General features: G+C 72.7%; 18 protein-coding genes and 1 pseudogene. 12 read left to right on the plus strand and 7 right to left on the minus strand.

Going from position 1 to position 19,855, the window contains the following annotated elements; genetic code table 11:
- Window positions 1-17: 17 nt before the first annotated feature.
- Window positions 18-1,715, minus strand: coding sequence for an ABC transporter family substrate-binding protein (locus tag ACJ6WD_RS38915; protein WP_407617604.1), 1,698 nt, complete (start codon window positions 1,713-1,715; stop codon window positions 18-20).
- Between the two features lie 195 nt (window positions 1,716-1,910).
- Between ACJ6WD_RS38915 and ACJ6WD_RS38920 the strand changes: the two genes are divergently transcribed.
- The 7 genes from ACJ6WD_RS38920 (at window position 1,911) to ACJ6WD_RS38950 (ending at window position 9,321) form a co-directional block, all read left to right on the plus strand.
- The gene (locus ACJ6WD_RS38920; protein WP_233661816.1) at window positions 1,911-2,894 is read left to right on the plus strand and encodes an ABC transporter permease; all 984 of its coding nucleotides are present in this window, start codon (window positions 1,911-1,913) and stop codon (window positions 2,892-2,894) included.
- An 11-nt stretch (window positions 2,895-2,905) separates the two neighbouring features.
- Window positions 2,906-3,850, plus strand: coding sequence for an ABC transporter permease (locus ACJ6WD_RS38925; protein WP_016575453.1), 945 nt, complete (start codon window positions 2,906-2,908; stop codon window positions 3,848-3,850).
- Window positions 3,847-6,060: a dipeptide ABC transporter ATP-binding protein gene (locus tag ACJ6WD_RS38930; protein ID WP_407617605.1), complete on the plus strand. Its 2,214-nt coding sequence runs from the start codon at window positions 3,847-3,849 to the stop codon at window positions 6,058-6,060. Before ACJ6WD_RS38925 ends, ACJ6WD_RS38930 begins: the two co-directional genes overlap by 4 nt.
- A gap of 96 nt (window positions 6,061-6,156) precedes the next feature.
- Window positions 6,157-7,086, plus strand: a complete 930-nt coding sequence (locus ACJ6WD_RS38935; protein ID WP_407617606.1) for a MetQ/NlpA family ABC transporter substrate-binding protein — start codon at window positions 6,157-6,159, stop codon at window positions 7,084-7,086.
- On the plus strand, window positions 7,083-7,943 hold the full coding sequence (locus ACJ6WD_RS38940) for a methionine ABC transporter ATP-binding protein (RefSeq protein ID WP_407617607.1): 861 nt from the start codon (window positions 7,083-7,085) through the stop codon (window positions 7,941-7,943). Before ACJ6WD_RS38935 ends, ACJ6WD_RS38940 begins: the two co-directional genes overlap by 4 nt.
- Window positions 7,940-8,605 (plus strand): methionine ABC transporter permease, encoded by a 666-nt coding sequence (locus ACJ6WD_RS38945; RefSeq protein WP_407617608.1) that lies wholly within the window; start codon window positions 7,940-7,942, stop codon window positions 8,603-8,605. Before ACJ6WD_RS38940 ends, ACJ6WD_RS38945 begins: the two co-directional genes overlap by 4 nt.
- A gap of 188 nt (window positions 8,606-8,793) precedes the next feature.
- On the plus strand, window positions 8,794-9,321 hold the full coding sequence (locus tag ACJ6WD_RS38950; protein WP_233661811.1) for a hypothetical protein: 528 nt from the start codon (window positions 8,794-8,796) through the stop codon (window positions 9,319-9,321).
- 102 nt (window positions 9,322-9,423) lie between these two features.
- On the opposite strand, the gene ACJ6WD_RS38955 is transcribed toward ACJ6WD_RS38950, so the two are convergent.
- From ACJ6WD_RS38955 to ACJ6WD_RS38965, 3 genes are all read right to left on the minus strand, one after another.
- The gene (locus tag ACJ6WD_RS38955; protein ID WP_407617609.1) at window positions 9,424-10,179 is read right to left on the minus strand and encodes a dienelactone hydrolase family protein; all 756 of its coding nucleotides are present in this window, start codon (window positions 10,177-10,179) and stop codon (window positions 9,424-9,426) included.
- 264 nt (window positions 10,180-10,443) lie between these two features.
- Complete coding sequence (locus ACJ6WD_RS38960; protein WP_331249583.1) at window positions 10,444-11,133, minus strand: hypothetical protein; 690 nt, start codon at window positions 11,131-11,133, stop codon at window positions 10,444-10,446.
- A gap of 611 nt (window positions 11,134-11,744) precedes the next feature.
- On the minus strand, window positions 11,745-12,656 hold the full coding sequence (locus ACJ6WD_RS38965; protein WP_407617610.1) for a LysR family transcriptional regulator: 912 nt from the start codon (window positions 12,654-12,656) through the stop codon (window positions 11,745-11,747).
- Window positions 12,657-12,750: 94 nt separating this feature from the next.
- Here ACJ6WD_RS38965 and ACJ6WD_RS38970 point away from each other — a divergent pair, with 94 nt between their 5' ends.
- The 3 genes from ACJ6WD_RS38970 to ACJ6WD_RS38980 all read left to right on the plus strand — a co-directional run bounded on the left by ACJ6WD_RS38970 (window position 12,751) and on the right by ACJ6WD_RS38980 (window position 14,402).
- Window positions 12,751-13,488, plus strand: a complete 738-nt coding sequence (locus tag ACJ6WD_RS38970; protein WP_376557775.1) for a glutamine amidotransferase-related protein — start codon at window positions 12,751-12,753, stop codon at window positions 13,486-13,488.
- Window positions 13,485-13,652 carry a hypothetical protein gene (locus ACJ6WD_RS38975; RefSeq protein WP_407617611.1) on the plus strand — a complete coding sequence of 56 codons (168 nt, stop codon included), beginning with the start codon at window positions 13,485-13,487 and terminating at the stop codon, window positions 13,650-13,652. Before ACJ6WD_RS38970 ends, ACJ6WD_RS38975 begins: the two co-directional genes overlap by 4 nt.
- Before the next feature lie 264 nt (window positions 13,653-13,916).
- Window positions 13,917-14,402, plus strand: coding sequence for a YfbM family protein (locus ACJ6WD_RS38980; protein WP_407617612.1), 486 nt, complete (start codon window positions 13,917-13,919; stop codon window positions 14,400-14,402).
- A 57-nt stretch (window positions 14,403-14,459) separates the two neighbouring features.
- Here the strand turns inward: ACJ6WD_RS38980 and ACJ6WD_RS38985 are convergent, their stop codons facing one another.
- Window positions 14,460-14,822: a 5-carboxymethyl-2-hydroxymuconate Delta-isomerase gene (locus ACJ6WD_RS38985; RefSeq protein WP_044379341.1), complete on the minus strand. Its 363-nt coding sequence runs from the start codon at window positions 14,820-14,822 to the stop codon at window positions 14,460-14,462.
- Between the two features lie 246 nt (window positions 14,823-15,068).
- Here ACJ6WD_RS38985 and ACJ6WD_RS38990 point away from each other — a divergent pair, with 246 nt between their 5' ends.
- The gene (locus tag ACJ6WD_RS38990) at window positions 15,069-16,781 is read left to right on the plus strand and encodes a hypothetical protein (RefSeq protein WP_233661804.1); all 1,713 of its coding nucleotides are present in this window, start codon (window positions 15,069-15,071) and stop codon (window positions 16,779-16,781) included.
- Between the two features lie 243 nt (window positions 16,782-17,024).
- Window positions 17,025-18,041 (plus strand): metallophosphoesterase family protein, encoded by a 1,017-nt coding sequence (locus tag ACJ6WD_RS38995; protein ID WP_376444520.1) that lies wholly within the window; start codon window positions 17,025-17,027, stop codon window positions 18,039-18,041.
- 143 nt (window positions 18,042-18,184) lie between these two features.
- Here ACJ6WD_RS38995 and sbnA read toward each other — a convergent pair whose 3' ends face one another.
- Together sbnA and ACJ6WD_RS39005 are read right to left on the minus strand one after the other, a co-directional pair.
- Window positions 18,185-19,186, minus strand: a complete 1,002-nt coding sequence (gene sbnA / locus ACJ6WD_RS39000; RefSeq protein WP_233661802.1) for a 2,3-diaminopropionate biosynthesis protein SbnA — start codon at window positions 19,184-19,186, stop codon at window positions 18,185-18,187.
- A gap of 64 nt (window positions 19,187-19,250) precedes the next feature.
- Window positions 19,251-19,855, minus strand: a pseudogene (locus ACJ6WD_RS39005) (2,3-diaminopropionate biosynthesis protein SbnB); the annotation flags it as partial.

Consider the following 19,855-nt stretch of genomic DNA (forward strand, 5'->3'; position numbering starts at 1 on the left):
CCCCGACGCGCCACCGGTCACTTCAACCGGCCCGCCTTGACGAGCTGTTCGCTGCCGAGACCGGTCGCCCCGAAGTTGGCGAGGTCCTTGCGGACCGCGAGGATCTGCGGCCGCTGGTAGAGCGGGAGCGAGTGGCCGAGCTCCCAGACCGCGGCGTCCGCCTGGTTGTAGAGGGCGATCTGCTTCTTCACGTCGGTGGTCCGGGACGCCGCCAGCAGCAGGCGGTCGACCTCGGGGGAGGAGACGCCGCCGTAGTTGCTGAAGGTGTTGCCGCCCTGCGGCATGCGGTAGCCGCTGTACGCCTGGGAGCGGAAGACCTGGTCGACCTGGCGGAACTGGCTGAGGTCGTAGTTGCTGCGGTGGACGTACTTGTCGAAGTAGTCGTTGGACGGCACCTTGCGCAACTGGGCGTCCACGCCGATCTCGCCGAGCATCTGCTGCGTGAGCTTCGCCTGGTCCATCGCCAGGCCCGCGGTGTCCGACGGCAGCACGTAGTCCAGGGTCAGCCGTGCCCCGTCCTTGGTGCGCGGTTTGCCGGGGCCGGCGTCCCGCCAACCGGCCGCGTCCAGCAGCTTCTTGGCCCGGGCGACGTCCCGCTTGCCGAACGAGCCCGCGTTGTCGTGGTAACCCTCCTGGTTGGGCATGAAGAAGTGGTTGCCGAGCACCTTCGGCTGGAAGGGCAGGTCCTTGCCCGCCACCTTCGCCAACGCCGTGCGGTCGACCCCCAACATCACTGCCTGCCGGACCCGGAGGTCCCGGAGCGGGCCGCGCCGGCCGTTCAGGCTGAGGGTCACCTGGTCCCAGCGCGCGCCGATGCGGATGTCGGTCCCCTTGTCGCCCTTCAGCCGCTGGTACGCCTCGGGGCTGGCGGCGCTGGTGTAGTCGATCTCCTTGTTGAGGTACGCGTCGACGTAGCTGGAACCGTCCAGCGCCCAGAAGATCACCTTGTCCAGTTTCGGCTTCTCGCCCCACCAGTCGGGGTCGGGCACCGCGGTGATGGTCTGTGCGGTCCGGTCGTAGGCGCCGATCTTGAAGGCGTTGGCGGTCACCGGGACGGTGCCGGCCCACGCCTTCGCGAAGCTCTCCGGGGTGGCGTTGAGCGAGGCCGGCAGCAGCGGGTCGAACAGGTTCTGCCAGTCCGCGTACGGAGTGCCGAAGGTGACCGCGACCTCCTGGTCGTCGGCGCCCCGGGCGACGTCGGAGATCTGCGCGTAGCCGCTGGTGTCCGCGGCGGCGAACCGCTTGTCCGTCCCGTTCAACGCCTTCCACTGGGCCGCGAAGTCCCGCCAGCTCAGCGGCTTCCCGTCGGACCACTTCGCCTTCGGGTTGAGGCGGTACCTGACCACCTGCGGGGCGGTGGAGACGACCTCGGCGGAGGCGAGGAAATCGGGGTTGCGGTGCGGAACCCCCTTGGCGTCCAGCCGGAACAGCTCCGGTTCGACCAGTTCCGTGATGGCGGAGGCGTCGCCCTGGGTCCCGTCGACCTGGTTGGGGTTGTACTGGCTGATCCACTGCTCGATCGCCATCTTGAGCGTGCCGCCCTGTTTCAAGTCCGCGACCGGGTGCGGATTGAGGTCCTGGGCACCGGCGGCCGGCGCCGAACCGCCCCGCGACGCATCGTCCGACGCGCCCCCGGAACCACCACAGGCTGTGATCACCGCGGCGGTGGACAGGGTCACGACGGCCAACGCCATGGTTCTGCGGGACCGGTACATGCTGCGCTTCCTCTCGGTGGACGAGCGCCGCACAACTACGGCGCACAGGCACCGTAAGCCGGTCCAGACCATTTTAAATCCCCAGGTCAGAGCATTTATCAAGGCTGCAATGAAGGGTTCATGCAACTGCCTGGCCGGGCCGCATCGGTGCGATAGCGTCTGGCGGCACCGCCCCCCTGCGAAGGATGCCCACCCGTGTTCGTCCACCTCGCCAAACGCCTCGGCTATTACGCTCTGTTGCTGGCACTGGCCGTCGTCATCTCGTACGTCCTGTCCTCGCTGGCCCTGTCACCACGCGGCTACTTCGAAGGCAGACAGCCGGCGCCACCGCCCGAAGCCATCGACACCCAACTCACCGCACTCGGCATCAACGACCGCACCCCGCTGTGGGAACGGTTCGGTGACTGGCTCGGCCACGCGCTCCGCGGCGACCTCGGCCGCACCCTCGACTCCTCGGACGTCGGCGCCGAGTTCGGCCGCCGGATCGGCGTCAGCCTGCGGCTGCTGCTGGCCGGCACGCTCCTCGGCACCGTCGGCGGCGTGCTCCTCGGAACCTGGGGAGCGGTGCGCCAGTACCGGTTCTCCGACCGCGCCGTGACCCTCTTCGCGTTCCTGCTGCTCGCCACCCCGACGTTCCTGCTCGCCGTCCTCCTCAAGACCGGAGCCATCCACGCCAACGAGGCGGCCGGCCGCGAACTCATCAGCTTCACCGGCGAGAAGACGCCCGGCCTGACCGGGAGCTTCGCCACCCTGTTCGGCGACCGCGCGGCGCACCTGTTGCTGCCGACCCTCGCCATCGCGCTCGGCACCGCGGCCGCCTACAGCCGCTACCAGCGCGGCACCATGCTCGACGTGCTCGGCTCGGACTTCCTGCGGACCGCCCGCGCCAAGGGCCTGCGCCGCCGCACCGCGGTCCTCAAGCACGGCCTGCGCACCGCCCTCGTCCCGATGTCGACGTTCTTCGCCTACGGCTTCCTGGCCCTGTTCACCGGCGCCGCCTTCACCGAGAAGGTCTTCGGCTGGCACGGCATGGGTGCCTGGTTCATCGACGCGGTCGGCAAGGGCGACGTCAACTCCGTCGTCGCCGTCAACGTGTTCGCCGCCGTGGTGGTGCTGCTCGCCGGCTTCCTCGCCGACGTCCTGCACGCCGCGCTCGACCCGCGCGTCCGGACCAGCTGAGGAGCCGACCCATGAACCGCATCGCGCTGCGCCGCTTCGTCCGCAACACCAACGCCGTCCTCGGCGCCGGACTCCTGCTGCTGCTCTTCCTGCTGGCCTTCGCGGGCCCCTACCTCACGCACTGGAGCCACACCGACATCGACTACACCGCCCTGCGCCAACCTCCCTCCACCACCCACTGGTTCGGCACCAACAGCATCGGCCAGGACGTCTACGCACAGGTGCTGCGCGGACTACAGAAATCGCTGCTGATCGGCCTGCTGGTGGCCTTCCTCGCGACCGTCCTGGCCTCGTTCGCCGGTGCCTGCGCCGGCTACTTCGGGGGCTGGACCGACCGGCTGACCACCCTGCTCATCGACCTGCTGCTGGTCTTCCCGGCCTTCCTGATCATCGCCATCGTCTCGCCCCGCCTGCGCTCGGCGAACTGGCTCGCCTTCGTCGGCCTGCTGGCCGCCTTCGGCTGGATGCTGACCGCCCGCGTGGTCCGCTCGATGACCCGCTCCCTCACCGAACGCGACTTCGTCCGCGCCGCCCGCCTCATGGGCGTCCACCCACTGCGCATCATCGTCCGCCACGTCCTCCCCAACATCGCCTCCTTCCTCATCGTCGACGCCACCATCGCGGTCGGCGGCGCGGTGATGAGCGAAACCGGCCTGTCCTACTTCGGCTTCGGCGTCCAACCACCCGACGTCTCCTTGGGCACCCTGATCGCCGACGGCACCGGCGCCGCCCTCACCTACCCCTGGATGTTCTTCTTCGCCGCCGGACTGCTGGTGGTGTTCGTCCTCGCCGTCAACTTCCTCGGCGACGGGCTGCGCGACGCCCTGGACCCGACCTCGGACCGGGCCCGCGGGCGGCGCGCACCACGGGCCTCCCGCCGCCGCACCGGCCAGCCCGCCCCGCGCACGCCCCACCGCACCGAGCACCGCGCCCCGGAAAGGACCGCAGGAGCATGACCGCACCGCACCCGGACACCCGACGGCGGACCGTCCCCCGCCGCGCCGGCAGCCGTCCCGCCCCCGACCGCCCCGCCGACGCCGTACTGCGCGTCCACGACCTGCACGTCGCGTTCGACGGCCCCCAAGGCCCGGCCCCCGCCGTGCGGGGCGTGGACCTCACCCTGCAACGGGGCGAAGTCCTCGGCCTGGTGGGGGAGTCCGGCTCCGGCAAGTCCACCGTCGCCCTCGCCGCCCTGGGCCTGCTGCCCGAGACCGCCCGGGTCAGCGGCTCGGTGACCGTCGCCGACACCGAACTCGTCGGCGCGAGCGACGCGGCCCTCTCCCGGCTGCGCGGACGCCGCGTCGCCATGGTCTTCCAGGACCCGCTGTCCGCACTCACCCCCGTGCACCGGGTCGGCGACCAGATCGCCGAGGCCATCCGCGTCCACCACGACGTCTCCCGGGCGCACGCCCGCCGGCGGGCCGTGGAACTCCTCGACCTGGTCGGCATCCCCGACCCGGCCGTCCGCGCCGCGGCCCACCCCCACGAGTTCTCCGGCGGGATGCGGCAGCGCGCACTGATCGCCATGGCCATCGCCAACGAACCCGAGGTCCTGCTCGCCGACGAACCCACCACCGCCCTCGACGTCACCGTCCAGGCCCAGGTCCTCGACGTGCTGCGCACCGCACAGCGCACCACCGGCGCGGCCCTGCTGCTGGTCAGCCACGACCTCGGCGTCATCGCCGGGATGGCGGACCGGGTGGCGGTCATGTACGCCGGCCGGATCGTGGAGTCCGGCCCGGCCACCGAGCTGTTCGCGACGCCCCGGATGCCGTACACCATGGGCCTGCTGGGCGCCGTGCCCCGGCTCGACGAACTGGTGGCGGACCCCGAAGCCGGCGCACCGGCCGATGCGACCGCGCCCGGCCCCCGGACGCACCTCATCCCCATACCCGGCGCCCCGCCCGAGCCGCACGACCTGCCCGCCGGCTGCGCCTTCGCCCCGCGCTGCCCGCTGGCCGACGACGCCTGCCGGACCGCGGAACCGGTGCTGGTGCCGCTCGGCGCGGCCGGGCGGACCGAGGCGTACGCGGCCTGCCGGCACGCGGACCGGATCGCCGCCGACGGGCTGACCGCCACCGACGTCTACCCCGTGCCGCCCGCCCCCGCCCGCCGCACCGTCGGGTCCGACGGCGACCCGGGCCGCGGCGGCCGCGCACCCGTCCTGAAGGTCACCGGCCTCACCAAGACCTTCCCCGTCCGCAAGGGATCGGTCTTCCCGCGCCGGGTCGGCAGCGTCCACGCGGTGGACGGCGTCGACCTCGACGTCCGGCACGGCGAAACGCTGGGCCTGGTCGGCGAATCCGGCTCCGGCAAGACCACCGCGCTGATGGAGGTCCTGGGCCTGACCGCACCCGAGGGCGGCACCGTGGAGGTGCTCGGCCACGACACCCGCACCCTGGACCGGGCCGTGCGCAAGGAACTGCGCGGCCAGGTGCAGATCGTCTTCCAGGACCCGCTGTCCAGCCTGGACCCCCGGCTGCCGGTCGGCGAGATCATCACCGAGCCGTTGCGCGCCCAGGGCGCGGGTCGGGCCCAGGCGGCCGCCCGTGTCCCCGAGTTGCTGCGCCTGGTCGGACTCTCCCCGGACCACGCGGACCGCGCTCCGCACGCCTTCTCCGGCGGCCAGCGCCAACGCATCGGCATCGCCCGCGCCCTGTCCGTCCGCCCGCGGCTGCTGGTCCTGGACGAACCGGTCTCCGCCCTCGACGTCTCCGTCCAGGCCGGCGTCCTCAACCTGCTCACCGACCTGCGCGCCGAACTCGGCCTGTCGTACCTCTTCGTCTCCCACGACCTGTCCGTGGTCCGGCACATCGCCGACCGGGTGAGCGTGATGTACCTGGGACGCACCGTCGAACACGGGCCGGTGGCCGAGGTGTTCGGCGCGCCCCGACACCCCTACACCCGTGCCCTGCTGTCGGCAGTGCCCCTGCCGGACCCGGTGCGCGAGCGCGGACGCGAACGGATCCTGCTCCCCGGAGACCCGCCGAGCCCCACCCTCCGCACCACCGGGTGCGGCTTCCGCAGCCGCTGCCCGCTGTACGCCGCACTGTCCGCGACGCACGACGCCGACCGGCGCAGCCGCTGCGAACGGCAGGCCCCGGCCCTGACCGCACCCGGCCCCGACCGTTCCGCGGCCGCCTGCCACCACGCCGAACGGCCCTGACCGGCCCGGCGCCACGACCACCCGCCCCGGGGAGCCGCCGCTCCACAAGAGCCCGGTGCCCCGCACCCACACCCACCACCCTAGGGAACGCACACCATGCACCACACCGCCCCGCACCCCGCCGCACGGCGCCCCGAGAGCGGGCGGCCCGCCGCGCCGCGCCGCCGCGCACTCCTGGCGACCGCCGCCGCGACCGCCCTCACCCTCCTCGTCGCCGGCTGCGGCACCGCCGGCTCCCAGGCGCACCGCATCCGGGTCGGCGTCAGCGGCGACTCCACCGAATGGGACGTGCTCGCCGAGGAGGCGAAGAAGCAGGGCCTCGACGTCGAGGTGGTGCCGTTCGACGACTACTCGCTGCCCAACAAGGCGCTGGCCGCCGGCGACATCGAACTGAACGCCTTCCAACACCTGGTGTTCCTCGCCCAGTCCAACACCGAGAACGGCACCGACATCGTGCCGCTGGCGCCGACCAACGTCGTTCCCATGGGCCTGTACTCCAAGAAGGCCAAGCGGCTGGCCGACCTCCCGGACGGCGCCCGGATCGCGCACCCCAACGACCCGGCCAACGAGGGACGGGCCCTGCGGCTGCTGGCCCGGGCCAAGCTCATCGAGCTGAAGGAGGGCACCGGGCTCTACGCCACCGCGGACGACATCGCCGCCAACCCCCACCACCTGCGCTTCACCCCCGTCAACGCCCAGCAGACCCCCCGGCTGCTCGCCGACGTGGACGCCGCGGTCATCAACGACGGCGTCGCCTCGCTGTCCGGCATCCGCGCGCAGACCGCACTGTTCGAGGACGACCCGCAGAGCCCGGACACCCGCCCCTACCTCAACGTCATCGCGGCCCGCGTCAAGGACCGGGACAACCCCGACTACGCCAAGGTCGTCAAGCTCTACGCCAGCAAGCCGGTGCAGGACGAGGCGCGCCGGACCTCCAACGGCACGGCCGTCCACCTCAACCTCTCCGCGGCCGAACTGGCCGCGGAACTCGCCCGCGTCGACCGCCAGCTCAAGGGGGCGTCGTGACCACCCCACAGCCCACCGCGCAACCCCGCCACGTCATCCAACTCGACTCCGTCAGCAAGGAGTTCGCCGGCGGGACGCTCGCCGTCGACCGGGTGTCGCTGGCCGTCGCCCCGGGCAGCGTCTTCGGCATCGTCGGCCACAGCGGCGCCGGCAAGTCCACCCTGCTGCGACTGATCAACCTGCTGGAGACCCCGACCACCGGCACCGTCACGGTGGCCGGCCAGGAGCTCACCGCCCTCGGCAGCCGCCAACTACGCGCCGCCCGGCGGGACATCGGCATGGTCTTCCAACAGTTCAACCTCTTCCGCTCCCGCACCGTCCTCGGCAACGTCGCCTACCCGCTGCGACAGGCCGGCGCCACCCGGGCCGAAGCCAGGGAACGCGCCGCGGAAGCCCTGCGCTTCGTCGGCCTCGCCGACCAGGCCAAGCGCTACCCCGAGCAGCTCTCCGGCGGCCAGCGGCAACGCGTCGGCATCGCCCGCGCCCTGGCGACCGAACCCCGGGTGCTGCTCTGCGACGAGGCGACCTCGGCGCTCGACCCGCAGACCACCCAGGAGGTGCTGGCGCTCCTGCGGCGGGTCAACGACGAACTGGGCGTCACGATCGTGCTGATCACCCACGAGATGGAGGTGGTGCGGGCGGTCTGCGACCGGATGGCGGTGCTGGACGCCGGGCGGATCGTGGAGAACGGCCCGGTCGGTGAGTTGTTCGCCGCGCCTCAACACCCCACCACCCGGGCGTTCGTCCGCAGCGCCGTGCAGGCGTCACCGCTCCTCGACCTGCTGCCCGCGGCCTTGCGGAAGCACGGTGTGGACGACGCGGTGGCCGCGTCCGTGCTGGCGGAGGTGGGCGCGTGATCCAGCAGGATTGGAGCCTGCTCTGGCCCAAGATCGCCGAAGCCACCGGCCAGACGCTCTACATGGTGCTGGCCACCCTCGCCCTCTCCGGCCTGCTCGGCCTGGTTGTGGGGCTGGCCCTCTACGCCACCCGCAAGGGCGGCATCCTCCAGCAGCGGGCCGTCTTCGTCGTCCTCAGCACGCTGGTCAACGTCGTCCGCCCGGTGCCCGCGCTGATCGCGATCGTCGTACTCTCCCCGGTGACGCGGGAGTTGATCGGGACGGCGGTGGGCACCGACGCGGTCGTCCTCCCCATGACGGTGATCGCCACGTTCGGCGTGGCCCGCATCGTGGAGAGCAACCTGCTCGCCGTCGAACCCGGCGTCATCGAGGCGGCCCGGGCGATGGGCACCCCTCCGGTGCGGATCCTGCTGACGGTCCTGGTACCGGAAGCACTGGGACCGTTGATCCTCGGCATGACGTTCATGCTGGTCGCGCTGATCGACTTCTCGGTGATCGCCGGCACGGTGGGCGGCGGGGGAGTCGGCAACCTCGCGATCACCCACGGCTATCTGCGGTTCGACACCCGGGTGATGGTGGTGACCGTCGTCATCCTCATCGTCCTGGTGCAGGCCGCCCAACTGTTGGGCAACGTCCTCTCGCGCAAGGTCCTCAGGCGCTGACGTGTACCCACGGGCATCCGCCAACGCCCCGGCCACGGCCCCGCACAGGCACTCGGATAGCCTGACCGCTGCCGCAGCGCGGGCGGTGCCCGGCTACCGGAGCAGAGACTGGCGGCCACCGGTGCCGGCACCTCCGGGAGCCCGGGCCGGGGCGGCGGCGGAACCACCCACCAACCGCAGAGGACGAGATGCGCAACAAGCACCGACTGGTACGGGCCGGAATGGTGGTGCTGCTCGTGGGCGGCCTGGGTGCGTGCAGCGGTGGCACGAACGGCGCCGCGACCGGGCCGGGCAGCGGCGGCCACGGCACCGCGACCGGCACCCAGGGCGCTCCGCCGCACCCGGACGGCGTCTCGGGACTGCGCGCCGGCGTCCGGCACCTCACCAGGCAGACGACCGCGGCCACCCGCCCGCACCGGGTCACCACCTGCACCCCCGCCACCCGGCAGGTCAAGCACACCAAGCGCAGTGGCCGCACCAAGAAGACCTGGTACACCACCGAGCACTACCAGGACTGCCACAAGACCACCCGCGGCACCGAGTCCTACCGCCGGGTGATCCGCCCGGAGCGCTGGTGCGTGAAGCTGGACGACGTCAACGGCGACCCGAAGAAGGACGCCGTCTGGTACCGCGTCACCTCCGCCACCTACCACCAGGCACTCGGCGCGGACGACCACGCCCGGCTGCGGTTCACCCCGACCGGCACCGGCTGCTGAGCCGCGACGGCGCCGGCCGCGGCATCCACCGCGACCGGCGCCCGGCCCGGGCCCGGCGAGCGGGGCGCTCCGCCCGGCCGCCGGGCCCGTTCGTCTGCTGCCTCAGAGCGTGCGGCCGAAGAGGTCCACCAGCGCCCGCCAGTGACGTTCGTTCGCCTTGGCGTCGTACATGGCGGTGTCGACCTGGGTGTACCCGTGCTGGGCCCCTTCGTACAGTTCGCTGCGGTACCGGAGCCCCGCGGCGTCCAACGCCCGCTCCAGCTGCTCGATCTGCTCGGCCGACATCGAGTGGTCCTGGTCGGCGTGGCCGAAGTACAGCTCCGCCGTGACGCGGTCGAGGAGCAGGTGCGGACTGTCCGCCGCGTCGGTGACGAGGTTGCCGGCGTGGAACGCGCCCACGGCCGCGATCCGGTCGGGGAAGGCCGCTGCCGTGCGGAGCGCGAGGACGCCGCCCATGCAGTAACCGGTGGTTCCCACGGGGCCGTCGGCGACCTGCGGCGAGGCGGCCAGCCAGTCGAGGTACGTCCCGGCGTCCCGCATCGCCAGTTCGGGGGTCAGCGCGCGGATCAGGGGGAAGAGCTGGGTGAAGATCTCGGGCCGGTCGGCGGGGGAGACGTGTTCGGGAAGCTCCACGAGGGGAGCGCGCCCGGCGCGGTAGAGGACGTTGGGCACCAGCACCGCGTAGCCGTGCCCGGCCAGTCGCCTGGCCATCGCCTCCAACGAGGGCCGAAGGCCGAAGGCGTCCATGTAGAGCAGGACTCCGGGGTGCGGAGCGCCGTCGTCGGGGTGGGCGAAGTAGGCGTCGGCGGTCCCGTCCGGAGTGGGGAGGTCGAGTGATGCACCGTGCACTTGGGTCATGTCCACACGGTAACCCCTTGGCCGCTACACCTTCCGACCGCGCGGCGGGGAGTCGCACCGAAGCCGCGCGAACGCCGGGGAACGAGCGAGAACGCCCGAAGACCCGGGAGGGCCAGTGGGGCCGAGGCCGGGGCGGTCCCCATCCCTCATGACAGGCACGGCAGTTGGCCTCGCACCGCGCCGTCGTGCCGGGGCCGGCGCGCGGACGGCCGTGCGGGCCCGCTGGTGGGCGGGCCCGCAATCGCACCGCGTGCGGAGGCCGGGTCAGGCCGCCGCGTACGTGCCCCGCCCGGGGCGGGTGACCAGGTCCGTCTTCTTCACGGCCCGGTCGAGGGTGTTGCGCACGGACTCGATCTGTCCCGGGGTGGCTTCCCGGCCCAGGGCCTCGTTGATGTCCCGCGGACGCATCGGCGTGCCCGAGCCCTTCAACACGTCCAGTGCGGCGTCCAACAGGCTGCCGGAGTCCTTGTCCTTTTCCTTGGTGGCCGGCTGCTTGGCGACCGCGGCCCGCTTGGGCGCCGCCTTCTTCGCCTTGGGCTTCGCAGGCGCGGCCTTCTTGGCGGCCGGCTTCTTCGCCGTGCGGCGCTTGGCACGCGGCGACGTCGCGGCCCGCGGCTGGGGCACGACGGACCCCGCGCCCTCGGGCTCGGCCGCCGGCTCGTCGGCGACCGGCGCCGCGGTGGCGTCCGCGGCCCGGCCCTCGGCGGAGCCTTCCTGGCCGGTGGCATCCGCATCCGCGGGCGCCACCACGGTGACCGAACCAACCGCCACCGACTGCCTGTCGGGGACGGGGGCACCGGTCAACACCCGCAGGTGCTCCAGTGCACTGCGGGCGGAAGTCGCCCGCTGCACCACGGCGTCGAGTTGGCCGCGCAGGTGCCGTTCCTGCTCTTCGAGCTCCGGCAGTACGCCTTCGAGATTCTGGATCGTCTGATGGAGAACGGACTCAGTCATGTGTTTCCTAACCTCACGGGGGAATGAGATTCCAGTCACCATACGCCCAACGACCGTGCTGCGGGAGAGGGGACGGCCTTGGCGGGATGATCTGACGGAAGTGCACCGGGTCCGGATGAGCCAATTCGTGCCTGCGCAACACGTCCCGGGCGCCGTCCGGTCAGCTGCCTGGAACCGCTCCGGCCTGGGCGGATGTCCACCGCGGCGGTGTGCGGCCGATGCCTTGCTCCAGGGTGGTGTTGGCGCGCGCGGAGGAGTGGGACAGGCGCCAGGCGGGGTGGTTCGGTGGGCGCTCAGGCGTGCGAGGCGTACGTCCACGGTGTTCGGCGCCGCCCGGGTGAAGTCGGCTGCGGTCTGCGCCGGCCACCAGGCGCGTTGTCCTGAACACGCTCCAACAGGCTCTGCAATGCGCCATGTTCAGCAACCAGGGAGCCGGCGACCAGGGCGTCCGTTCCCCGTACCGGCAGGCCGCACGGTGCGTCGACGTCCCGCCTGCCCGCGCCGCGACGGGGAGGACCGGCGGGCCGTCCGCGCTGCCGGGACGACGCGGCCGGCCGCACCCGGACCACGGCCGGGGTGGTCGCGGCGGTGCTCGGTCGTCCCGGCCCCGGTCAGCGGCGTCCGGAGCGTGCGGCCGGTCCGCGGGTGGTGAGCAAGTCGGCCAACTGGCGTGCGGGAGCAACGGGGTTGGCGGGGTGCACGAGTTCGGTGCGGTGGACCAGCCGGGGTGCGCTCACCGGGACGGCAGCGATGCCGGGCAGCGCGGCCGCCACCGACAGGGGGAGCGCCGTCAGACCGTGGCCGGCGGCGGTCAGCGCCGCCAGGCCGTGCAGGTCGGTGCCGCGGTGGCGGATCCGCGGACGGAAGCCCTCGGCGCGGCAGACGGCACGCAACCGATCGAGCGGGACCGCGGTGTCGGACGCGTCGATCCACTGTGCCTGGGCGAGGTCGGACAACCGCACCGCACGGCGCCCCGCCAGCGGATGGTCGTGCGGGAAGAGGACCGCCAACGTCTCCTCGCCCGCCGCGAGGGTGGTCATCGGCCCGAGGTCGGGCATCGGCAGCGGGTCGCTGGGGGCGGCCGCACCGTCCACGAATCCGAGGTCGGCCCGCCCGGCCAGCACCTCCGCGAGCACCGCGTCCCGGCCCATGACCCCGACCTCCACGTCCAGCGAGTGGGCCGCGGCGCGCAGGTCGGCCAGGGAGCGGGCCACCGTGGCGCCCAGCGCCGCCGGCGAGCAGGCGACCGTCAACCGGGTGGGACGTGCCTGGTGCAGGCGCGCGATGTCGGCCCGGGCCGCGTCCAGGCGCAGCAGCAGGGCGGGAGCGTGCTCCAACAGGCGTGCGCCGGCCGGCGTGGGCGCGACCGGCCGCCGCTCGACCAGGCGACTGCCCAAGTCGGCTTCCAGGGCGGCGATGTGCTGGGAGACCGCGGACTGGGTGTAGCCGAGCGCCGCGGCGGCGCCGGAGAAGGAGCGGTGGTCGAGGACCGCGACGAAGGTGCGCAACAGATGCGGGTCCATGCGCCCGAGTATCGCACGCCGATCAGCATCACTTATTCGCAATGCACGAATCATCGTTGGACCTGATCCAGGCGCGCGCACCAGGATGACGTGCATGAACCGCACCGCACCCGCCGGGCGAGGCCCGGCAGTCGCCCGCATCGCCCTGGTCGGCGACCGCTCCGAAGCCGTCCGCTCGCACGCCCGCATCCCCACCCTCCTCGACGCGCTCCGGCTGCGCGACGGACTGGACCTGGACGCCTACTGGATCCCGTCCGCCGACGCGCACGAGGACCTGACGGGATTCGACGCGGTCTGGGTGCTGCCCGGCAGCCCCTACCGCAGCGAGTCCGGCATCCTGGCGGCCATCCGCTCGGCCCGCGAGTCCGGCATCCCGTTCCTGGGCACCTGCGGCGGGTTCCAACACGCCCTGTTGGAGTTCGCCCGCAACGTCTGCGGACGGGACCGCGCCGGCCACGCCGAGAACACCCCGGACCTCGCGGACGAGGACGCGGTGGTCGTCCCGTTGGCCTGCTCACTGGTCGGCCACGAGGGCATCGTCGACGTCACCCCCGGCTCCCGCGCCGCCCAACTGCTGGGTGCCGACCGCACACCGGCCCGCTACCACTGCAACTACGCCCCCAACCCCCGGCACCTGGACCTGCTGCGCGCACACGGGCTGGCCTTCACCGGCACCGACGACGCCGGTGAGGTCCGCATCGCCGAACTGCCCGACCACCCCTTCTTCCTGGCCACCCTCTTCCAACCCGAACTGGACGGCGACGGCACCCGCGCCCACCTGCTGATCACCGGCCTGGCCCGCGCCGCCGTCGACCACGCCCGCGCCCGATGAACGGGGCCCCCGCCTGGCCGCGCGCCCTGCTGCGTGCCTGGCTCCGTGCCTGCACCGTCCCCCACGCGCACGCCGCGAGCCCGCTGTCGCCCGCCCCGGACGCCGCCCTCGCCGCCGTACGCGTGGACGCCGCCACCCACCACCGGCGCCCGCACCGCTCGTGAGCGAGCGCGTCCCGCCGCCGGGACGCGCTCGACCGTCGCGGCGCGCCCCGCCGCGCTCCCGAGCTCCAGGCAGCTACCGCCTGGAACGACCCCGCACCGAGCCCCCTTGTCAGTGCCCCGTGGAACACTCGCGCTCGCCGTCCGGGCAGGCGCCCGAACAGGCGGTCCGCACGCAGGAGTCGTCCGCACGGCCCGTGCGGGCGAGTCGATCAAGTCAGTGCAGCAAGCGGGTCGGTCAGCCGACCGCGGAGGGGGAGCAGCGCCATGGGCGTGAGCATCGGATTCATCAGTGCGACGACGAAGGAACTGGACCGGGCCGAGAAGGACCCGGAATGGGCCAACGCGTTCGTCTACGAGCTGTACGCCAGCGAGGACTTCCCGATGCCGGACCGCCCTTTCGGGGGTCCGGACAAGGCGTGGGCCGGCCTGCAGTTCCTGATCGACGCGACGGGCGTGCAGTTCGACTTCCTGATGGACGGCGAGCAGATCGTGGACGACGGCACCCTGTTCGGGTGGTCCGCGGAGCAGGTGGCGAGCGTCGCCCGGGAACTGCGGGCGACCCCGTGGGAGCAGCTGGCCGCCCACTACGCCCCGGAGAAGATGACGTCGGAGGGGGTGTACCCCAACGTCTGGCGGTTCGACGCCGAGGGCGAACTGGCTTGGCTGGAGAGCGCCTACGACGACCTCGTCGCGTTCTTCACCCAGGCCGCCGGGGCCGGGTACGGGGCGTTCATGACGTTCAGCTTCTAGTCCTGGCCGCGGCCCATGGTCCGGGTGCCGGCCGCCGGTACCCGGACCCCCGCGCGACTACTGCGGCGAGTGCTGCAAACGGTACGAGGCGGCCAGGTCCCGCACCTCCACCGACGACACCACCTCGTGCGCGTCGTCCCCCGGCAGGTGCTTGTCGAGCAGCGCCAGCACGTCCCGCGACAGCCGGGCCTTCAGCTCCTCCGAGCGCCCCGGCAGCAGCCCGACCTCGACGTGCACGAAGGCCACCCGCGCCGCGTCGCTCTCGCCCACGTAGGTGTCCGCGGCCGGCCGGAAGAACGTCTTGCACACACCCGCCGAGCCGGCCTCGTCGCGCACCATCGGGTGCAGCTCCCGCACGAACGCCTGCCGGTCGAAGGCGCCGGCCAGCCGTGCGGTGTAGTCGACGGTGATGTGGGGCATGGCTGAGGGACCTCTCGCGTACGCGTTCGCTATGCACCTATCTTCGTCCATGCCGTACGTGCACCGCACCGAGCCCCGGCGGCCGGCCCCGGGGGAGCGGCTGATACGGGTCCGCGAGGGGGCGTCGGGGCGCCACGCGTGGTGACGGGGCGCGGACGCCGTGCGACGGGCAGCGGCGCGCCGCGGTGCGGCAAATATCCGACAGCCGGTCCGTCGTGCGGGCCGCGGCATGAGTAGGGTGCATCCATGCAGACCAGCGGGGAGGAACAGCGCGGCCACGTGCTGCTGATCGCGGGGGCCAGGGCCACCCACCGTCGCACCGTCCAGGTGATACCCAGCGCCAATCTGGCCGCGCTGACGGCCGTCCCCGTCCCCGTGCTGCTCGGCAGCACCCGGCCGGCGGACCTCGTCCACCTCGACGGGGCGCCGGACCAGAACACCATGTTGATCAGGTTGCGCACGGCCGCCGCGGCGTCCGGCCCCCTGCTCGTCTACCTCGCCGGGCAGTTGACCGTGGACCGCAAGAACCACCGGCTGCACCTCGCCGCCGCCGGTTCGAGCCCCGCCACCACGCGTTACACGGCGCTGCCCTGGGAGTGGGTGCACAACGAGCTGCGCCAGCGGCGCGGTCCCACGACCGTGCTGGTGGACATGGCCGCCGACAAGGGCGCCTGGACCGTCCTCCACGAGCTCGGCGGCCTGCCCGAGGTGAACGCCGAGGTCTACGGCGTCATCACGCCGCCCGGCCTCTCCGGCACTGCCGACGGCATCAGCGTGTACACCCAGCACGTGATCGACCTGCTGCGTTCCCAGCCGGACCGGCCCTCGAACGCCCGGCTGCACGCGCTGGCGGCGTCCGCCGCCCCCCTCCCGCCCGGGACGCTCGTCCTGCCGAACACCGCGGAATCCGCCGCCCCTTACCCGCACGACACCGCAGAAACCCAGCCAAAGGCACCGATCAAGCGGCTGCTCTCCGGTGACCGGGCGCTGCTCCCCACCCTGCGGCGGCGGGACCCCGAGCCGGTGCCCACCCCCGTGGACCCCGACCCGTTCCCGCCGCTCGCGACGTCCGTGCCGTACGAGGCCCGCCACCACGCCGACGAGCAGTCCCACGGGCGCCAGGAGCCATGGCAGGCCGCGCCGGGCCCGTTCCCCGGAACCGCCGCCCCCGGACAGTTCCCCGGACAACCGCCCGGCCCGTTCATGGAGCAGGCGGCCCACCCCGCGCCGCTGCCGCCCGCCGCCGGTCCCGCGCCGGTGCCGGCCCAGAGCGCCGCGCCCGTGCCCACTGCCGCGTTCCTCGCCGGCCCGGCCCTCCCGGCCGCCCCGGAGCACCCGTACGCATCCCCGACGCCCGCCGAGCAACAGCCCGCGCCGCACGCGCCCCCGCCTCCTGCGGCACAGCCGGCACCCCCGTCACCTCCCGCGCTCCCGCAGCAACTTGCCCCGGCAGCGCCCCCATCGGCCCCCGCCCCCGCGGCGCCCGCCGAGCCGTCGCCCGCACCGGCCGCCGTCCCGACCACCGCCCCCGACCCCCGGCCGCTCATCTGGCAGGCGGCGCAGGCCGGGCGGCACGACCAGGCCGCCGAGATGGCCGCGTCGTGGGAGCAGCAGGCGCTCCAGCGGTACGGGTACGACTCGCCGCAGGCCACGCAGTGGGCCGAGATCCGGGCCGACCTCGCCCGGATCGCCGGGCGTTGGCCGCTCGCCACGCAGCTGTGGGTGGCGGCCGCCCGGACCCGGCTGGCCCATCAGTCGTCCGACTCCGCCGAAGTCCTCAACGCGGCCCGCGGCGCCCACTACTGCTGGAACCAGATCGCCGACACCGAGCAGGCCATCGAGAACGGCCCCGAGCTGATCAACCTGTTGCGGCAGTTGCCCGCGCTCGACCCGCGGCACGTCTCCACGGCTCAGACCCGGCTCCAGTACCTGCACCAGCATCCGACCGGGCGCGCATAGCGACCGCGACCGGGTGCGCAGGCCGGTCGCCGCCCCGCCCCGAGGCGTCCCGGCCGACCGGGGCGCACCCGTTTCCGTAGGGCGGCGTTCACGCGGGTGTCACGGAGAATCCGGGTCCGCGGTCCGGCGCCTCACGTAGGGATGGGGGGCTGGCCCGGGCGGGTCGTTGCCGGTCGGTCCCGACCGGCCGGCGGCACGGGCCAGTTGTCGTGGACGAGCCGTTCGCAGCCCGAGGAGCAACCAGTGCATCGCAGATCCCTGCTCACCGCAGCCACCGGGGCGGTGGCCGCCGTCGCCGTCGCCCCGACCCCGGCGAGTGCCCTGCCCCGGCCGGGCCATCCGGTCACCGCCTTCAACGTCATCAGCGACATCCAGGGCGACCTCAACGACCTGGGCGTGGCCCTGCGGGACATGCGGGCCACCAATCCGGGCAGTTCGGGGCTCGCGATCGCAGGCGACATCACGCCGCGCGGCTACGACTCCGAATACGCCGCGGTCCGGGCGGTGTTCGACCGGAACGCCCACCCGGGCACCGTTGCCTGGGCCATCGGCAACCACGAGTTCTACGTGCCGAAGTGGCGCGACCCGGACACCCTCGCGCAGGCGACCTGGCCCAACGGCACCACCGAGGACTCGCTGTTCCGCAGCTTCTACACGTTCGCCGGTCGCAACACCGTCTTCGCCGAGCACTCCTTCGGCGGCATACCCGTGCTGAGCCTGGGCACCGAGCGGTACATGCATTACCACGACCCGCAGTTGTGGGACGAGGTCTGGTTCAGCGAGGCGCAGTTCACCTGGCTGAGGGAGCGACTGGCGTACTGGGCGCGACGGGGCAGGCCGGTCATGGTGATCACGCACCACCCGCTGCCCGACACCGTCTCCGGCAGCCGCAACAAGCTCTACCTGCGCGACTACCTCCAGGCGGAGCGGCTGTTGGGAATCCTGGGCCGGTACCAGGACGTCTTCGTGTTCTGCGGACACACGCACTGGGACCTGCGGCTGTCCGACTGGTACGTGCGCCGGGTCGTCAGCGGCACGGCCAACCTGTCGGGCTTCTCGGTGATCAACACGGGCGCGGTGCAGACCGGTTACACCGACAACGGCCAGGGCGGCGAGGTCGCCGTGTCCGGCGCGTTCAACCAGGGGCTCCAGGTCGAGGTGTACGCGGACCGGGTCGTCGTCAGGGCCCGGGACTTCGCGACCGGCACCTGGTTGAAGGAGATCACGGTGCCGCTGTCGACCCGGGGAACCGACGGCTGATCCCGGCGGGCGAGGCCGTCCGGGAGCTGGTCGCCGCCACCGCCCACCGCCGCCCACCACCGCGCCGCGGGGTGGCGGCGGTAGGACACCGGCTCCACGCGCCCCAGGGGCGGGGCGTGTGGAGGCGGTGGCACCGGGGAGCGTCAGGCGTGCTGCTCTCCGACCTGGGCGAGGCGCGCGGCGACGCGGGTGCGGTGGACCATCTCGTCGCCGTACAGGGCGTGCAGCCAACTCGCGTGGTAGATGGTGTCGAGATAGCGTTCGCCGAGGTCGGGGGCGATGGCGACGGCGGTGAGGTTCTGGCCGGGGCGCTGGGCCAGCCACTCGACGGCGCCGCTGACGACGGTGCCGGTGGAGCCGCCGAAGAGGAAGCCGTGCCGGGCCAGGCGGTGGCAGGCCCGGATGGTGTCGACCTCCCGGACGTGGATGACGTCGTCGACGAACGACTCGTCGAGCAGGGCCGGTTTCACGCTGGTGCCGAGGCCGGGGATCATCCGACAGCCCGGTTCTCCGCCGAAGGTGACCGAGCCGACGCTGTCGACCGCGACGACCCGCACCTGGCGGTGCAGTTTGCGGAAGTAGCGGGCGCAGCCCATCAGCGTGCCGGTGGTGCCGGTGCCGACGAACAGGACGTTCAGGCGCGGGAAGTGCCGGGCGATGGCCGGGGCGGTGGTGCGGTAGTGCGCCCGCCAGTTCGCCGCGTTGGCGTACTGGTTGAGCCACACGTACCGCCTGTCGGAGGCGCACAGCCGCTGCACGAGGGCGATGCGGGCTCTGAGCAGGCCGCCGCTGGCCGCCGGTTCGGACACGATGTGGACCTGGGCGCCCATGGCCTCCATGAACCGTTGTGCGGAGCGGTTGCAGCGGGCGTCGGTCACGCACAGGAAGTCGTAGCCCTTGCTGGCGGCGATGATGCTGAGGGCGACGCCCAGGTTGCCGGAGGAGGATTCGATGAGGACGGACCCCGGTCGCAGGGCCCCGGACTCCTCGGCGGCCTCCACCATCTCGGTCGCGGCCTTGAGCTTGATGGAGCCGGCGAAGTTGAAGCCCTCACACTTGAGGAACAGTTGGTGCCCCACGATCGACCGCAGGTCGACGTAGAGGTCCTCGGCGTTGAAGTCCGTGGGAACGGAGATGACTGGCATGACGTCTCCTTCCTCATCAGGAGTGCGGTCAGGAGCACGGAGGTCGGCCGGTCCGCCCGGGCGGTCAGCCGTAGCGGCGCAGGTCGTGGAAGAAGTCGTCGACGACGTGCAGTTCGCCGGAGCGGGCCACCTCGTCGTAGACGTGTTTGCCGACCGCGAGGTCGAGGACCCCGAGGCCGAAGGGCGAGAACACCACGGTCCGGTCGGCCGGCACGGTCACCCGTTCCGTCAGTACGTCGTCGAGCGTGCCCAGGATGAAGTCCCGGGTGCCGGTGCGCTGTTCGGCCAGGTGGGGGGAGGTGTTGGCCTTCAGGCAGTGTTCGACGTCGTCGACGATGTTGGTGGCAGAGAGCAGGATCTCGGGGGCGAGGTCGCGCAGCGAGATGTGGAGCACGAGGGGGTGGTGGTCGAACCACGCGGGGTCGGTGAGGTGCGGTTCGCCGGCGATGGTGGCGAAGACGATGAGGTCGTGGTTGCGGATGAGCTGTTCGGGGCTGTCGTGGAGGGTGATCCAGGACGGGTTGCCGGTCTGTTCGAGGTAGAGGCGGAAGCCGGCGGCGCTGTCCGGGGACAGGTCGTGGATGCCGATTTCGTCGAATTCCCAGCCGGTTTGGGTGAGGAAGGTGTGGATGTAGCGGGCGATGAGGCCGGTGCCGAAGAAGCCGATGG

Source organism: Streptomyces sp. VTCC 41912 (assembly GCF_045799175.1).
Taxonomy (GTDB): Bacteria; Actinomycetota; Actinomycetes; order Streptomycetales; family Streptomycetaceae; genus Streptomyces; species Streptomyces albulus_C.

Excerpts from the sequence above, each read along its gene's own strand:
- ACJ6WD_RS38915 (WP_407617604.1), bottom strand. The coding sequence starts at position 1,715 with ATGTACCGGTCCCGCAGAACCATGGCGTTGGCCGTCGTGACCCTGTCC.
- ACJ6WD_RS38925 (WP_016575453.1), top strand. The coding sequence starts at position 2,906 with ATGAACCGCATCGCGCTGCGCCGCTTCGTCCGCAACACCAACGCCGTC.
- ACJ6WD_RS38930 (WP_407617605.1), top strand. The coding sequence starts at position 3,847 with ATGACCGCACCGCACCCGGACACCCGACGGCGGACCGTCCCCCGCCGC.
- ACJ6WD_RS38935 (WP_407617606.1), top strand. The coding sequence starts at position 6,157 with ATGCACCACACCGCCCCGCACCCCGCCGCACGGCGCCCCGAGAGCGGG.
- ACJ6WD_RS38950 (WP_233661811.1), top strand. The coding sequence starts at position 8,794 with ATGCGCAACAAGCACCGACTGGTACGGGCCGGAATGGTGGTGCTGCTC.
- ACJ6WD_RS38955 (WP_407617609.1), bottom strand. The coding sequence starts at position 10,179 with ATGACCCAAGTGCACGGTGCATCACTCGACCTCCCCACTCCGGACGGG.
- ACJ6WD_RS38960 (WP_331249583.1), bottom strand. The coding sequence starts at position 11,133 with ATGACTGAGTCCGTTCTCCATCAGACGATCCAGAATCTCGAAGGCGTA.
- ACJ6WD_RS38965 (WP_407617610.1), bottom strand. The coding sequence starts at position 12,656 with ATGGACCCGCATCTGTTGCGCACCTTCGTCGCGGTCCTCGACCACCGC.
- ACJ6WD_RS38970 (WP_376557775.1), top strand. The coding sequence starts at position 12,751 with ATGAACCGCACCGCACCCGCCGGGCGAGGCCCGGCAGTCGCCCGCATC.
- ACJ6WD_RS38975 (WP_407617611.1), top strand. The coding sequence starts at position 13,485 with ATGAACGGGGCCCCCGCCTGGCCGCGCGCCCTGCTGCGTGCCTGGCTC.
- ACJ6WD_RS38980 (WP_407617612.1), top strand. The coding sequence starts at position 13,917 with ATGGGCGTGAGCATCGGATTCATCAGTGCGACGACGAAGGAACTGGAC.
- ACJ6WD_RS38985 (WP_044379341.1), bottom strand. The coding sequence starts at position 14,822 with ATGCCCCACATCACCGTCGACTACACCGCACGGCTGGCCGGCGCCTTC.
- ACJ6WD_RS38990 (WP_233661804.1), top strand. The coding sequence starts at position 15,069 with ATGCAGACCAGCGGGGAGGAACAGCGCGGCCACGTGCTGCTGATCGCG.
- sbnA (WP_233661802.1), bottom strand. The coding sequence starts at position 19,186 with ATGCCAGTCATCTCCGTTCCCACGGACTTCAACGCCGAGGACCTCTAC.